Annotated in this window: 14 protein-coding genes and 1 pseudogene; 3 read left to right on the top strand and 12 right to left on the bottom strand. The window is 60.4% G+C overall.

The window, feature by feature from the left end; all coding sequences use genetic code 11:
* Positions 1 to 92 precede the first annotated feature (92 nt).
* Positions 93 to 2594 (bottom strand): helicase C-terminal domain-containing protein, encoded by a 2502-nt coding sequence (locus tag AW272_RS36175; protein WP_066374646.1) that lies wholly within the window; start codon positions 2592 to 2594, stop codon positions 93 to 95.
* A 568-nt stretch (positions 2595 to 3162) separates the two neighbouring features.
* On the opposite strand from AW272_RS36175, the gene AW272_RS36165 reads away from it, so the two are divergent.
* Entirely contained in the window at positions 3163 to 3507 is a 345-nt protein-coding gene (locus tag AW272_RS36165) for a CU044_2847 family protein (protein ID WP_066374642.1), read from the top strand.
* Positions 3508 to 3560: 53 nt separating this feature from the next.
* Positions 3561 to 3974, top strand: a pseudogene (locus AW272_RS46165) (trypsin-like peptidase domain-containing protein); the annotation flags it as partial.
* A gap of 45 nt (positions 3975 to 4019) precedes the next feature.
* Here the strand turns inward: AW272_RS46165 and AW272_RS36155 are convergent.
* The 9 genes from AW272_RS36155 to AW272_RS36145 all read right to left on the bottom strand — a co-directional run bounded on the left by AW272_RS36155 (position 4020) and on the right by AW272_RS36145 (position 11984).
* Positions 4020 to 5117 carry an integrase core domain-containing protein gene (locus AW272_RS36155; protein ID WP_066374638.1) on the bottom strand — a complete coding sequence of 366 codons (1098 nt, stop codon included), beginning with the start codon at positions 5115 to 5117 and terminating at the stop codon, positions 4020 to 4022.
* 76 nt (positions 5118 to 5193) lie between these two features.
* Positions 5194 to 5640 carry a hypothetical protein gene (locus AW272_RS36150; RefSeq protein WP_218011174.1) on the bottom strand — a complete coding sequence of 149 codons (447 nt, stop codon included), beginning with the start codon at positions 5638 to 5640 and terminating at the stop codon, positions 5194 to 5196.
* Positions 5641 to 5998: 358 nt separating this feature from the next.
* Positions 5999 to 6382, bottom strand: coding sequence for a GNAT family N-acetyltransferase (locus AW272_RS46160; protein WP_369408817.1), 384 nt, complete (start codon positions 6380 to 6382; stop codon positions 5999 to 6001).
* A gap of 182 nt (positions 6383 to 6564) precedes the next feature.
* The gene (locus AW272_RS46155; RefSeq protein ID WP_369408823.1) at positions 6565 to 7455 is read right to left on the bottom strand and encodes a sugar-transfer associated ATP-grasp domain-containing protein; all 891 of its coding nucleotides are present in this window, start codon (positions 7453 to 7455) and stop codon (positions 6565 to 6567) included.
* Positions 7456 to 8511: 1056 nt separating this feature from the next.
* Positions 8512 to 8832 carry a hypothetical protein gene (locus AW272_RS42780; protein WP_157519126.1) on the bottom strand — a complete coding sequence of 107 codons (321 nt, stop codon included), beginning with the start codon at positions 8830 to 8832 and terminating at the stop codon, positions 8512 to 8514.
* A 367-nt stretch (positions 8833 to 9199) separates the two neighbouring features.
* Positions 9200 to 9958 (bottom strand): MBL fold metallo-hydrolase, encoded by a 759-nt coding sequence (locus AW272_RS41365; protein ID WP_218011173.1) that lies wholly within the window; start codon positions 9956 to 9958, stop codon positions 9200 to 9202.
* A gap of 11 nt (positions 9959 to 9969) precedes the next feature.
* Entirely contained in the window at positions 9970 to 11142 is a 1173-nt protein-coding gene (locus tag AW272_RS42775) for a hypothetical protein (protein WP_157519124.1), read from the bottom strand.
* Entirely contained in the window at positions 11139 to 11522 is a 384-nt protein-coding gene (locus AW272_RS42770) for a hypothetical protein (protein WP_157519122.1), read from the bottom strand. The genes AW272_RS42775 and AW272_RS42770 overlap by 4 nt, the downstream gene beginning before the upstream one ends.
* 24 nt (positions 11523 to 11546) lie before the next feature.
* The gene (locus AW272_RS36145; protein ID WP_066374637.1) at positions 11547 to 11984 is read right to left on the bottom strand and encodes an NUDIX hydrolase; all 438 of its coding nucleotides are present in this window, start codon (positions 11982 to 11984) and stop codon (positions 11547 to 11549) included.
* Positions 11985 to 12170: 186 nt separating this feature from the next.
* Here AW272_RS36145 and AW272_RS42765 point away from each other — a divergent pair, with 186 nt between their 5' ends.
* Complete coding sequence (locus tag AW272_RS42765) at positions 12171 to 12461, top strand: hypothetical protein (protein WP_066374635.1); 291 nt, start codon at positions 12171 to 12173, stop codon at positions 12459 to 12461.
* 357 nt (positions 12462 to 12818) lie between these two features.
* Here AW272_RS42765 and AW272_RS36135 read toward each other — a convergent pair whose 3' ends face one another.
* Positions 12819 to 13697 (bottom strand): recombinase family protein, encoded by an 879-nt coding sequence (locus tag AW272_RS36135; RefSeq protein WP_245657897.1) that lies wholly within the window; start codon positions 13695 to 13697, stop codon positions 12819 to 12821.
* 350 nt (positions 13698 to 14047) lie between these two features.
* Positions 14048 to 14696, bottom strand: a 649-nt coding sequence (locus AW272_RS36130; protein WP_157519120.1) for an IS630 family transposase, incomplete at its 5' end; no start/stop codon positions are given.

Raw genomic sequence — 14696 nt, 5'->3', positions numbered from 1 at the left:
AGGGACAAGGTCTGCAGGTCATGGGTCAGGATCGGAGGCCGCCGCACAGGAGCAAAGGTGACGTCATCGTCCTGGCTGGCGCGGAGGGGCAACTATTGGGCCGGGATCGCCCGCTGGGTGTAGGCGTTCAAGAAGGCGTCGGCGGTCAGGTGGTGTGATGTCAGGAGCTTGCCGACCCGAACGGGGTCGCGGAACGCGTCGTCGGCTGCAAGCTCGGTTGCGAGCTTCCTGAAGGCGTCGCGGAGACGGGTCAGTTTCTGCGTCGTGACCACCCTGCAGCCATGTGGGACGGCTGCCTGTCTCTCGAATTGCGCGCGGGGGTGGATCAGGACGGGCATTGCCGTCGCGACTGTCGTGTACTCGGCGGTGAACCAGTCCATCGCGTTGGACAGCTGCCGTGCGCTGGACTTGTAGACCGGATGGTCGTTCTTGGCACTGCTCTTGGCTTCGATGACGTAGAAGGTCCCGCCGGCGACGGCCCACAGGCCGTCCGGGCCGCGGCCGGTCTCATGCTCGGGCTGCTGGCTCGCGAAGCCGATCACGCGTGCAAGGTCCGCCCATGCCTGTTCGAAGGCGCGGGTGCGGGGTCCCCAGTCCAGGTCGCCGATCAGCGCGTTCAGCTTGATAAGCAGTTCGTTGCCGGAGCCGCAGGCCCTCTGGAGATGGGCGGCGGCTGCGGCCCCCTGCGCGTAGGCGGGCGCGGACAGCTTCTCATACCTGACGCCTTCCAGCGGGCGCAGCAGGTTCCGGTTGGCTGCGTTCGCCGATTTCTGCGTCTGCTGGGCTCCTGCCGGGTCGAAATGGTTCTGGTAGGCAGCGAGCTGCTGCCTGAGGTAGGCGCTGACGGCCAGGTCGCTGGTGCCGTTGACGGCCTCCTGCAACTCGGCGACGGCGGCCCGGTAGTCCTTGGCGGCCGCGTGCCCGAAGGCTGCGCGGGTTGCCCTGGCGAAGGTGGTGACGATGGCGTCCCCGTACCGCAGGGTGGCGAGCCGCCCTCTGCTTGCCGCGAGCCAGTTGGGATCGCGGTCCAGGCATTGTTGGGCGGCCTGCCGCAGGGTGCCGATGTCGGTTCCCCCGATGAGGTCTTCCACGTCTTCCGACAGCTCGATCTGCGCGCGGGTCGCCGGGGAGAAGGCAGCGCGCGCAGCCCGGCCGTGCAGCCGCTCGGCGAGCCGCGCCCCGAGCAAGAACACCACGCAGTAGTCCTCGTTCGAGCGGGTGGCACGCCCCATGCCCTGTTCCAGCCGTTGGACCTGTCTGGCGGTCAGCACGCGGGTACCCGACAGGTAGGCAGCCTCGGCCCGCTCGATCCCGCCTAAGGCCTCCGGCAGGCCATCGATCACCAGCACATGGCAGGCGTCGCCGGGGAGGTCGACGCCGTCGTACCGGTTGACGAGTACGTACAGGCCGGAGGCGGGGTCCGCGCGCATCGCTTCCACCCCGGCCGCCAGGTTGTCCTTGTTCAGGACCATCGTGGCATCCTCCCGCCAGTACGCGGCCCGGGCATCACTCGGCACGATGACGGCGACGTTCCGCGTCCCGGCTAGGCCAAGGATGATTTCTCGGATCTTGTCCTCGGACGCGGCGGGGTGCGTCTGCTGCGGGACCAGGATCAGGCGATCGCCGATGTCGCCGGCGTTGGCGGGGACGATCGGGTGCTCGACCTCGTCCGCGTCGGCGCCGAAGTCAGTAACGAGGACGCCGTCATCGGCGAGGGTCGCGGTCAGGTAGATGCGTCGCCCGGCCTGCCGGAACCCGGGAAGGACGTCGGAGTTGACGCAGGGGGCCGCGATCTCAAGGCTGTCGGCCGTGAAGACCGCACGGCAGTCGGGCAAGATGTCGGCCAGCAGCGGCCAGGCGAAAATGTACGGCGCCTCGCTGCTGAGTGGGTGCAGCGTCTCCAAGACCGAGCGTTGCCCGTCGATCCAGGCCCAGTAGGGAACCATCTGGACCGCGCGCGGACGCTCGTCGGCCAGGTCCAGGTAGGAGGTGGGTGACTGCTGCTCGATCGCATCCTGGAACAGGACCAGGAGCTTGTCGTAGGCGGGGCTGTCCCTCGGGACGATCAGCCGGAACGCCTGCTCGGCCTTACCAAGGCAGGCGTGCGCGTCATCGATGACGATTGCCCCTGGGGCCGGGACTGCGGCGGCCCGGCCGGCGCTGCCGTCCACGCCGAACACCGACCGGCCGTTGAAGAGTCGTTGGAACACGTCGACCAGGATCGCCCGGCCGCGCGCATAGTCCATGTCTCTGGCGTCGTTCGTGACCGCGATGCCCAGTCGCCGGGCCTCCGCCGTCACCTGGTCGGCGAGGTAGTGATCGGGCACCAGGTACGCGGCCGGGCCCGTGCCTTCGGCCAGCGAGCTTTGTGCGATCAACAGCCCGACGACCGTTTTCCCGCCGCCCGTGTTCATCTTGATGACCAGATCCCGGGCTAGCCGCCGGTTCCACCACTCCTGCAGGACCTGGTCCTGCGGACCCCGGAGGTAGTCCATCCCGCGCGGCTTGTTGGGCAGTGCGTTGAAGATGTCCCGCGGTTGCACTGCTTGCTCGGGGCCTGGCCCCTTGTTCAGCACGCCGAAATTGATGCTCACCTAGCTGTCCACCCCTCGGTAGGTTCGCTGCCCGTTTCTTCTCGCGGGGGCTGGCACCTCAGGCGCTCTCGCCCGCGCCGCCGCCTGCGCGACGACGATCATGTCGCGGGCGATCTGGTCCAAGTGCGCCAGACGCTTATCGCATCAAACCACGGTGTTGTGGTAAGAGAAGAGGCCAGCGCACCGCTCATGCCACCACCAGGACGAGGTCACGTGGCCATGTCGCAGAATGCGTTCGCCAGGGCAGACACGCTGACCACCCGGCACCAACTCGCCCTCTGGTCGGGGATGGCGGGGGATGCGGTCGGGACGCGGGATGCGTTCGCCGCGCTGCTGCCCATCTGCGAACGCGTCTTGGGCGCCGAGCCCCGCGGCCTCCTTCTGCGGAAATATGAAGCTCACTCGACGGCATTGCCGGCAGGGCTACGTCCGTAACAACCCCAATTCAGAGAGGACGCAAACAAGCCTTTGGGTTACCTCGGTTATGTGTGGGCGGTAGTGTAATTGCCACATTTCATTAGCGTCCGGTTACCGGCCCATGCGACGGGGTGCGATGACAAGTAAGGCCATGCAGGTGCTGCTGCCCGGTGGTGAAGTGATCTGGGCTCATGTAGCGGTGGATGGGCCCGCGAATGTGACCGCTGGCGCAATGCCCCGCCTAAATGTCGATGAGCTGCGCGATACCGTCCACGGAGTCTCCAAGAGCCTTCGCGCCGCGGTGGACGACCTTTTGCCCGACCAAGTACAAGTCGAGTTCGGGCTCGAATTGACCCTCAAGTCAGGAAAGCTGACCAGCATACTGGCAGAGGCTGGCGGCAAGGCCAGCCTCAAGGTAAGCCTGACTTGGAGCACGTCGAAGACCAGCACCACGATCGAGCCGGTAGGGGCGGCACCGGCCGAAGACGAGGATTAGGCCCAGGCGTGGCGGACCCACAGGTACAGCTGAATGAGCTGACAGCCGAGTGCATGGTACGGCTTGGCCGGGATCTGGAGGATGCTCCGGATGAGGGCGGCTCCGGAGCATGGATCGCTCCAGGAATCATCCTCACCTGCGCTCACGTCGTCCCCGGCGGCGTGGGCAGTTCGGTTCAGGTCCGGTGGGCCGGGCACACAATGAACGGGATCGTGACAGATCAACAACCACACGGCCCGGGCGAGGGAGCACTGTGGCCATTCCCGGATCTGGCCGTGGTCGCTGTTGAGGACAAGAACGCGAAGGGACACCCGTGCGTTCGCCTGTCGGAGGCGGTGCCGGTGGACAGCGCGCGGCTCGTGGCGTTCGGGCACTCCGCGATCCTGAACGAAGGGCTGCGTCCCACCGCGGTGGAAGGGCGCATGAGCGGGTGGCATACCTTCGGTGACTGGCGCCTGTGGCAGTTCAAGGAGAACGAGCTGTGCGCCTGCCGAAAACCTCATCCATGCAGTTCAAGCGGCATGTTGGTATTCGTGGAGGATTCCGCTGAGTCTGTCTCGTCGGCGAATGTTCAGGTTGGTGATTCGTTCGGGGTCGGTGATCGGAACCGGGACGGCCCGCAGTGGAGTCGCCTGTGCAAGGGCTTGGTGGGCTCGGTGCTGGTTGTAAAACTCCTCGTACTCGCGTAGGGCGTGACGCAGGTGGCGTTCGTTCCAGAGCAGGCAGCGGTCCAGGAGTTCGTGGCGGCACGATTGCACCCACCGTTCCATGATGGAGTTCATGCGGGGCACGCGGACGCCGGTGAGCACAGTCTGGATGCCGGCATCGGCGAGGATCTCGTCGATCAGGACGGGGAACTTCCCGTCGCGGTCTCTGATCAGGTAACGTGCCCGGCCGCCCGCGTCCTCCAGATCCATGACGAGGTTCTTGATCGTCTGGATGACCCAGGTGGCGGTCGGGTGGGCCGTGGTGCCCAGCACGCGGACGCGCCTGGTGGCGTGGTCGATGACGGCCAGGATGTACTGGCGCTGGCCGTTCAGGGTGACGGTCTCGATGAAGTCGCAGGCCAGTAGCGCACCCGCTTGGGAGCGCAGAAAATCGGCCCACGTCGTGGATGCGCGGTCAGGGGCGGGGTCGATGCCTTCCTGTTTGAGGATTTCCCACACGGTAGAAGGGGCGATCTTGATGCGAAGGGTGACGAGTTCGCCGTGCACCCGCCGATATCCCCAGGACGGGTTCTCCTTCACCAGACGCAGAATGAGAGCGCGGATAGAGCGGACCGTGGGCGGACGTCCAGCCCGCTTCGGCCGGCAGGTGCGCGCGTGACGCTGTTTCACCAGGTCGCGGTGCCAGCGCAGGATGGTGTCTGGTCGAACAAGCAGCCGTAGCCGGCGCACAACCTCGCGAGGCAACGGTGTCAGGAGTCCAGCCAAGAAGGCTCGATCCTCCGCAGCGAATCTCACCTTGTCGGCGCCGAGCTGCCGTTCAAGGACGGTGATCTGGTGGCGCAGGACAAGAATCTCGGCGTCTTTGTCGCGATCGCTCATCGGAAGCAGCCGTAGCGCGGCGAAGGCGTTCGTGATGGTGAGATAGGCCAGACGAAGGAACACAAACGATCATCCTGCTGCGTTTGGCCCCTTTGCTCCAGGCCAGGACACGCGCTGGCCCAGAGGAACCAGACAAACCTCACCGACCTGCACGGATGCAATTATCGGCAGGCGCAGTGATGCCGAGTGTGGCGAGCTCTCCTTGGACCCTCCGGTAGCCCCAGGAGGGGTTCTCCCCGACCAGGCGCAGGACAAGGACGCGGATAGAGCGGACGGTTGGCGGGCGTCCACGCCGTCTCGGCGCGCAGGCACGAGCATAACGCCGTTTCATCAGATCGCGGTGCCACCGCACGACGGTGTCCGGCCGGATGAGAAGCATCAGCCGGCGCAGGACGTCTCGGGGCAGCGGCGCCAGGAGAGCGGCGAGGAACACAGGAGCGAACCTCACCCGCGCGCCGACGCTGAGTTGCCGTTCGAGAACGACGATCTGGTGACGCAGGGCGAGGATCTCGATGTCCTTTTCCCGATCTCCCATCGGCAGTAACCGCAGCGCCGCGAAGGTGTTCGTGACGGTCAGGTAGGCCAAACGAAGGAGCATGACCGGTCATCCTGCCGCACTGTTCCTCTTCAGGAATCGAAGCCTGCCTGCAAGGCCGTGACCTGGACGGATGGAATAATCGGCAGACACACAGTTCTAGGCCGGAACGCGGACCAGTGAGAGTTTGCCCCACTTGGCCGCCAGCCACTCGTCGATAATTGCGCTCGAGGCTGAGATGCTGTTGCTGTCAACTTGTCGCGTGCATCAATCACGCAGCCTTGACCGTTCGTCTAATTGCTGACTTGCCGCTACGCGCCCGCGTACGACAAACACATCCATGCGAAGAGTCTCTGCCAACTGCTGCCACTGCCACCGAGTTGAACTCCAGGAACAGAGCCCATGAACGTCATGAACTAGCCCATCTGAGTACTGGACCGAGATCCTCATCGCAGCTGTGACCAATGACATGGAAACCTCGAGACAAATGCCAACTAAATCCAGGCATCGCCAAATGGTGGACTGAGCGCGGGGAACCAGTTCCTAATACTTCCAAGACGGCGGAGGGCCAGGATATTTGACACTCTCTAAGGCGTCGCCGATAGAGAAGACCACCTATTCCAAACCCCCGAAATCGGGGTAGCACCTCCGAGGAGCATAGATAGACTCCTTCTACTGTGCGCATGGAGCCTGAATGGTCCAGATACCTAGTATTGCGTCCCTCGACATACGACGTGCAACCGACTATTTCGTTCCGATGGATAGCGAAGAAAAATACCCGGTGCTCTGCCACTAGGCCAGAACTCGAAAGCCCGCTCAGGCTCTTTAGCGTACATCGCCTTAGAAAGCTATAGATCGGGTCATTGGGTGACCCGGGAAGCGATTCTATGCGAATAAGACGTAGGCCGACCGGTCCGGCTAGTTCAAGCGCTGCGGCCGCATATTCTCCTCCGCACCCTTTGATGAGCAACCCAATTACCTCCGCCGGATACGGGAAATCGTCCAGGTGTCACGGAACCGAGAACTAGTAAAGTCTTGAAGCATGCTTCTCCCGGGTAGCAGTTGAGGCACATTCATGCCCCAATTCGGATTGCCCTCTAGTAGAAACATGCCTTGATTTGAAATTCCTACGTCCCAGCCAATCGACCCGACACACGAAAATAGCTCATGTGCTCTCAGGCACATGACCCGAATATCATCCAATTGAGGCGAGCTAAACTCAAATCCGCACGCCTCCCACCTTTTCCCGAATTTGTCCAACCCTTCACTACATGCACCACTATCGTTGATAACATATAACTTCCCACCATGCTTTCGATGTGATGTGAGTGAACCGGACGCGCCGCGAAAAAGGACCAGCCCGACGACTGCAGTTGTCGTGCCTAGCTTTGATGTAACAACGCGAACTGTGGGCAATGCAGTGTCGCCGGCATCGGAGAAGTAGCGTTCCGGGCGCAGGAATTCTTCTGCCACTAGTCGGCCACTCCTCCCAAGATGCTCCAGCATCCTTGCAAGGACATCATCCCCAAGTTCTCGGGCGACCAGCGGAGTGCACGCCTTTCCTGCCCAAACGGCATCGCCTTGCAGGCCCTGTCGATCCTTTAACATCCACAACGTATTAGGAGTCACTGCTGGGTGGCTGAATTCCAGAAGATTTGATCTATTTGTAGACCTGACGACTATTGACCCATCGAGGGAGACTTGAGTGGGAACTTTGATTCCCGCCCCTCGGGCTCGTTCATTACAGATAGCTTTATCATTAAGCATCGCTGCGCCGATCCGGCAATTGTTCCAGTCCCGATGCTCCGCACGTCTACTGCGTGGAACTACGTCATACAGAAGCGATAAATCGTCTTTCCCGCACATCTTCAAGGCGGCAATGTCCCGCGAATCGCAGCCCGTACGCAGAGCAAGCAGCAAGGCGTCGCGAAGTTTGTGATCGGCAGCGAAACTAGCTCTGGAGATCCAGACGTCTACTCCCGCCTTGAACCCGAAGAACACGGATCTGATGACCCGCCCTCCGGCGCCGAGAGCCTTAGTAAGTGTCATTAGATCAGCCATTGATGGAACTGCGACCGGATCCAACTCGTTTTGATGCATATGGCAACAAAACATCCGAGCTAAACCGGAGATCGCCCTACGGTGGATCATACGGAACCTCGCTTAGCAGATCCGCCCATGAGCGCAGGACGCGATTACGCACAGCCCCTGCCTCCATTGATCTATATTCACTCACCGCACGGTGAAGAAAATCCGAGGAGGGGGGAATTCCATCTTCGAGAAACTCTCGAAGATGAATGACGTCGCGGGCGCTGAGTCCGCTTCTAGCGAAAGCCTCAAAGTTGTACCGTAAAAAGCAAGCGGGGTTTCCAACTACAAGCTCGCCTATTCCCACGTTCCGCGTAACTGCCGCAGCCATCCCCGCGAAAGACCAATGGCCCATTACGGTGCGAGGGTGAACCACGCAGCCAATACCTAGACCGCTCCAGGCGAGCATTACAGAATAGCCGCCGAGGGCGCAGTTAACCGATACCGTTACATGTGATCCTATTCGGGAGTCGTGCGCGATATGGGTTCCAGCACCAATCGAATTAAAGTCGCCCACGTCGGTACACTCACCTACTGGCCTATGTATTACAACGCGTTCTCCAAAATAGTTGCCGGAGCCAATTTCAACTCTGCCCAAGCCTCTTTCCCTGCTCAATCTGTACGACTGTCGGGAGATCCCGCCTATCGCGGCGTAAGCGCCAAAGAAATTTTCATCCCCGATAGATGCCGGCCCGTATATGACGACACCCGTTTCAAATGCGTTCCTATGGCCAAGTGTAACCTCGCCTACTACCTGTGGCTCCATATCAGTTCCCTTTATGCAATGGCGCTTGGCTCGGCTTAGTCAAGTTTGCGCGACCTTCTGGCCGCAGGCTAGATCCAAGGTTGAAAACCCAGCCTGCGACGCACATCATTCGTAATCGTTTTAATGATGTCTATAGTTTCGCTATCCAGCATTGGCCGGACGCGGGGTGGGGATGGGTGCCAATCTCTGGCAATTCCATAAAATCCATCCCGTCCGGCATGCATGGGGAAATCTTCATAAGGCCATAGAGAGACTTTCCAGCCGGCTTCACTCAAAGCCAGATACTCATCTGCAGTTTTTCGCCAGCGCTCCGCATAGAAATAGGCAAACCAGGAATTTGGCCCGCCATACTGAGCTGCAACATCGCCATGACGTGATAACTCGCACATAGATCGATAGGCTGCAGTTGGTTCTCGGAGAAGAAAGATTATGCGACGTCGACCACATAAACGAAGCAGATGCTGCTCTGCCCACGTGCTCAACACGGCCGTTGTATTCGGAGTACTGGCGACTAGATCGAGATATTCGCGTACATGGTGAAGGCCGGGACGTTCACTCAGCTGCACGCCGCCTGTTCTTCTTGCGAATTCCTTGATTCGTGCGTCCGAGCCCTGTTTCACCCAGTGGCGGTGGAATACGATGTCAGGTTTGTTATGTACAGTAAGGCCTAACCCAGTCAATGCACTTCTGAGATGCGTCGACCCAGAACCGCCCATGCTGCAGAAAACCGGAACTGGAAGGAGACATCTGGTGCTTTCAGCTAAGCTCAAACTGATCACCATCAGAGAGCAAACGAACGCTGGCAAGGCAATCCAGGAACTTTTCTAGCACCAGCTCCTCCTCATCGGACGAGAACCCCACATGGGTGAGGTGGGCCGAAACAAGATGGGGACGACGCCGCAGAAAATCTGCAATGTCGTCGGCTCCTGCATGACCCGGCGTACTGCTGAGCCCGCCGCCACAGTCAATGATGATCGATCTAGCCGTTTCGTCAACGGCTGACGCTAGAAGGTCATCGCATACGGCATCTCCCGTGAAGATCGTGTCTGCGAGTCGGTACCCAACCGCCTCATCGTTCCCGTGGGTAACTGGAAAGCTTGTAACCGGCGGACCGTATTGAGAGTTCAGGTCGGTAGCTGACCAGGCGTTTACAGGGTTCCATTGAATGCGGACTGCGTTCTTCCGTTCTTCGAGGCCGAAAGGGGCCAGTAGCGCTCTACCCACCTCAAGAGTCTTAGGTGAGCCATAGATGGCGAGAGGCTCCTCACGGAATAGGCCAAGCATCCATAGAGAATGGATCAGGCTAGGAAGGCCATAGATATGGTCGGCATGACCGTGGGTCAGGTAGACGTGCCGAAGTACGGTGATGTCGAGGCCGCGACGCAATATCTCGTGAGATGGGCTGCCACTACAGTCGATAAGCGAAAGACACGCCGTCTCGATCAAATATGATGAGTTGATGCGATTTGCAGTCGGCTTCGCCGATCCGGAACCGAGGACATGGACGATATCCACTCTATTTCCTTTCATCTTCGAGAATCAATTTCTTCAATCTCTTGCCAATTTTTCACGATTGGACTTCTTGCCGCAAACAGCTCCTCTATATTAAATGACTGCCTACCGGCGACGGCTGCCTCCTTTATTGCCTGAACGCGCCTTCTAAGGCTTTTCCTGTCTATACCATCCCGAAACACTGGCGTCATGGTGTGAAGCACGAAAGGATGTTGGAGGATCCTTGCATACTCATAAGCAACCCTCGGCTCAATGCCTCCTGTCAGTGCGGGCAAGCTGGCCCTGGCGAGGTTTCCCTTATTGAGTAACGGCATAATTGTCTCGTGCAGGGTCCCTCTGTGTAGTGCGGTCAGACTCAAGAGCCCAACATTAACAATATCTCCTCCAATTGCATTGACCATGGATGCGTAAGCAGCTTGGCTCCAAGCGGCGTGTCCGGCTGGATATGCTGTAAGCGTATACGCAAAAATCGGTAAGTTCCAAGTTCGCAGGTACTCGAAAACCGAGAAACCCATTGCGACGGGGCAGATACGAACTCCGATGCGAATATTTGGCGCTCTCGGTTGGAGGGTGGTCACGATTTTTTCGGCGAGCCGCAATGTGTATTCGAGGCGGGTCGTCGCATTCAAAAAGATTGCAACCGGCCTCTGCGGATCTGCTGCCTCTGACACAGCGGCCACGCGAGAGGCCATCTCGTTGTCTGTGAGGTTCAGACTAAGATCGGTAAGAACCTGAACTCCGCTGTCAATCAGAGTCCGGCTAACGTCAGCCCAGGAGTTGCGTGCGATGGACTTAGGGATCGGAACTGAAAGCAATGGCGAAGTCCAGGCTGAGGTTGCAAGCAGGCTTATTCCGTGTAGGGGGCCTGGGAAAGATGAATCGTCGCGGCTCAGGCTGAAGGTGCTCAGAGTCGCGCTTCGTATCTCCGGATCTCGGAAACTTGTGCCGCCGAGAAAGGCTGCAAGGCCAGCAGCGCCACGTTCCATCATACCGAAATCGGGTAGTTCGATATTCACGCTTAATGACAGCGCGAGACCGTCCGCACCCGAACGCGTCCGGTAGGTCATTTCGAGTTCCGCAAACTTATTTGTACGGTGCGCCAGCAACCCCGTACGAACTGTCTCCACCACGCGATCTACATGGGTTGGAGGGGTAAGCGTGAGATCGTACTCAAGTCTAAGGGTCATGATTCCATTCGAGCCCCTACAAGCCCCCATGCGATGGCGGCTACCGTAGCTACGTTCAGAGCCAGCGCCCAGGCGCCGAGAAATTTGTAATGCACAGAAGTGGTGGCGATCACAAATGAGATTAGCGCAAATATTCCCGCGAAACGAATCTGTATGGAACGGCGTAGGGCGTAAGCAGCCTTAATCTTCTCGTCAGAACTGGATCGAAGGGTCGCCAAAGCGACGAAGACCGTGGTAGCTGTGCCATCAAATTGCGATAGCAGCCCCAAAAAGGTACCGTCTTCCACGATTGACGATCGCCTAGTTAAGAGGAAGACTACAATGGTGATACCAATCATGACTAATGCGGGGATGCGGAGTGTTCGCAGATATAAGCGCATGATGCCCTTCTCTCCGCTTCGGTTTTAGTCGAAATCTGCTTGAGTATTTCTGTAAGACCGAACAACGAGTCCGCCATTTCTTAGTGCATCCGTAACGCGGATCGCTCGGATCGGCGGCATCATAGCCTGAGAATCATACACAGTGAACCATCCCATATCAGCCGTCTCGTCGGAGCTGTGCTCTCCATAACTTCTCACACTGCACAAGAATGCTATCGAAATAGTGAACCTGTCGAGGTTCTTATAGATTCCGGTCACGCGGATGGGGCTCACAGTGACACCAGTCTCCTCGAGGACCTCACGAATAACTCCTTCCTCAAAGCCCTCTCCCCATTCAAGGATCCCGCCTGGCGGGACCCAACTTCCGTCGTCCTCCCTTCGAGTTGCTAGGATCATGCCGTCATCCCTTACTACAATTCCGGTAACGCTGACTACATGTAGAGGAATTTCGTGATTCGGCATCGATAGGTTTCCTTCTGGTAATGAGTCGCCTTCTCCACTCCACTCAGTGTGAGGTCCTAAGCGAGCCGCATCAACCCCGAAATCGGTCCTGTACTGGTGGCACCGCCGCTCTGCGATAGCGCTTTCCCCACAACGCTGTCCCTGCCGAAATTCCATCCATGCAGTTCAACTAGCATGTGAGTACTCGTGGAGGATTCCGCCGAGCCGGTCCCACCGACGGATGGTCAAGATCTCAATCCGCTCCTGATCGATGATCGGATCCGGGACGGCACGCAGCGGGGCCGCCTGGGCAAGGGATTGATGGGCGCGGTGCCGGTTGTAGAACTGTTCGTACTCGCGCAGAGGAAGGGCCAGGGGAACATCGGCATGTTCCGGCTCTGGCCAGGACAGGCCGCCGCCAGGCAGATCCGAGTGCAGAACGATGCGGACGGGCAACCTGACGACCGCACCATCCTGACGTTCTCCGTGCACAACTGACAGTGGGCTCCATGGCCTTCGGTCCGGTGGCCGATGATCCGTGACGGTGGGGGCCGGGCACGGGTGACTGGCGCCGGGTGCGGCGCGGACCGGGGGCGGTGGTCGGTGCCAGGGGGGGCGGATCCGTAACTAAAAGCGGTTTGCTTGTCAGGCGTCAGGAAGGGAAACGGCCGAGCCCGGTGATCCGGCTCGGCCGTTTCCGGCGGGAAAGCCACCCACAGAACACTCCTGGAGTGGAGTTGCCACACCGGGATTCCACGGATGGCGATGATGGCGGAATCACGGACCGTGCTGGACAGCAGCACGGTCCGGGCCCGGCACGAAAGGTGCCCTGATTTTCACCGGGGCGGGGTTTGGTCAACTGCTCGTTTTGTTGGCGGCAGCGGTCGTCTCATCGTGTTCCCGGAGCATTCGCATGACCGTCGCTGGGGAGGGGCGCCGGCCATTCTTTTTGCCTTTGGTGATGACGAGTTTGGCGGCGATGTCGCGCAGGCTCAGCTCTTGTCCGCGCAGGAGCAGGGCCATGGACAGCATGGTGTCGTCGGTGACGCCGGCGCCGCCGATGGTCTTCCCGCGGGTGCGGGCCGACTCGTGGCCTTCCAGGGTCCGGTCCCGGATGTATTCACGTTCCATCCCCGACAGGGCGACCAGCACGGTGAACACCACCCCGCTCGGGTCGTGTGACCCTTGCAGTTCTCCGGTCAGGAACTCCAGCCCAACGTCGTAGGCCTTGAGCTGCTCGGCGAGCTCGGCCAGTTCCAGTCCCCGGCCCAGGCGCTTGTGCTCGTGGGCGACCATCGTGACCGCCACCCCCGAGGCCCGCAGCTCCCGGGCCAAGGCGATCGCCTTGTCGAGCTCGGGCCGCTGGCGGGCGCGCGTGGAGATCTTCTCCTGGAAGATCCGGGTCACGCCGATCGCTGCGAGCGAGTCGAGCTGGGTGTCCAGGGACTGCCGGACGGTCGATGCGCGGGCATACCCGATCCGGATGTGCCCGACCGGTTCGACGCCGGCCGCCGCAGGGCGGGGAAGCTCGATCCATCCCGACCCCGGCTTACGGACAGCGGGGGTGGCAACGTTGAGCGCCTTGGCCAGATGGGGCACCAGCCGGAAACGTGCCGCGTGGTACTGCACGGCCACTTTGCCCTTGCTTGTCCGGCATGGCGACCCGGCGGGGGCAGCGCAGGCCGACATCGGACAGTCTTTTGCTTCCACGCGCCGGAAGTCGTCGTCGTTCACCCCCGAAGTGTTTCATGTATACGTTTCAGTGGTCGAGTCATTTGCAACGACACATGAAACGTCATTGGCCCTGGATGATCGCGCCCGGCCGCCGTGTTTCATAGGCCGTCGTCTATGAAACACGGCGGCTACCCCAGAGCCGACGAACTGCACAACAGGTACGTACTGATGGCCGCGCTTCAAACAGACTCATTCTGGAGCTGGCAACCCGAACAGCCTCACTCGCTCCCACTCCTCAACCCGGCCAGACATCTTGAGGGCATCGATTAACGCTGGTGCTGCGTAGCCATCACCAGTGATCACAAGGTCCAGCAGCCGAGTGACGTCCTCGCGCTCACGTAACAGCGCAACTAGTGAGCCGGTCCGGAGATTTTTGAGCAGTAGCGGCATATTCGGTCGATGATCTGGTCTGCGGTCGCGGTCCAGGTGAAGGGCCGGGCGTGGGCGTTCCACACCTCGATCCAGTTCTCCAGCGCGGTGGTCAACTCGTCCACAGAACAGAAGACCCCGCGTTGGAGGCAACGCCGCTGGAGTTCGGCGAACCATCGTTCGACCTGGTTGATCCAGGAGGAATAGGTCGGGGTGAAGTGCAGCTGGAAGCGGGGATGGTCCAGCAGCCAGCGGCGGATCGCCGGCGTCTTGTGCGCGGACAGGTTGTCGCAGATCACGTGGATGTCCAGAGCGGGTTCGGTGCGCCGGTCAATCTCGGCCAAAAAGTCGCGGATGTCCTCGGCCCGGTGCCGGGCCGACAGCTTCCCGATCACCTGGCCGGTCGCGGTGTTGAGAGCGGCGAACAGGTCGATGGTGCCGTGACGTTTGTAGTCGTGGCTGCGGCGCTCGGGGACGCCGGGCAGCATCGGCAGCACCGGCGCGGTCCGCGACAGGGCCTGGATCTGAGGTTTCTCGTCCACGGAGAACACCACCGCGTTCGCCGGCGGGGCGAGGTAGAGGCCGACGACGTCCCGGATCTTGTCGATCAGCAGCGGATCGGTGGAGATC

Source organism: Herbidospora mongoliensis (genome assembly GCF_001570545.1).
Classification (GTDB): Bacteria; Actinomycetota; Actinomycetes; order Streptosporangiales; family Streptosporangiaceae; genus Herbidospora; species Herbidospora mongoliensis.
This window is presented reverse-complemented; position numbering and strand designations above follow the sequence as displayed.

What these genes read in the sequence shown, in the direction of transcription:
- AW272_RS36165 (WP_066374642.1), top strand. Translation starts at nt 3,163, where the DNA reads ATGCAGGTGCTGCTGCCCGGTGGTGAAGTGATCTGGGCTCATGTAGCG.
- AW272_RS46155 (WP_369408823.1), bottom strand. Translation starts at nt 7,455, where the DNA reads ATGTGCGGGAAAGACGATTTATCGCTTCTGTATGACGTAGTTCCACGC.
- AW272_RS42780 (WP_157519126.1), bottom strand. Translation starts at nt 8,832, where the DNA reads ATGTGCGAGTTATCACGTCATGGCGATGTTGCAGCTCAGTATGGCGGG.
- AW272_RS42775 (WP_157519124.1), bottom strand. Translation starts at nt 11,142, where the DNA reads ATGACCCTTAGACTTGAGTACGATCTCACGCTTACCCCTCCAACCCAT.
- AW272_RS42770 (WP_157519122.1), bottom strand. Translation starts at nt 11,522, where the DNA reads ATGCGCTTATATCTGCGAACACTCCGCATCCCCGCATTAGTCATGATT.
- AW272_RS36145 (WP_066374637.1), bottom strand. Translation starts at nt 11,984, where the DNA reads ATGCCGAATCACGAAATTCCTCTACATGTAGTCAGCGTTACCGGAATT.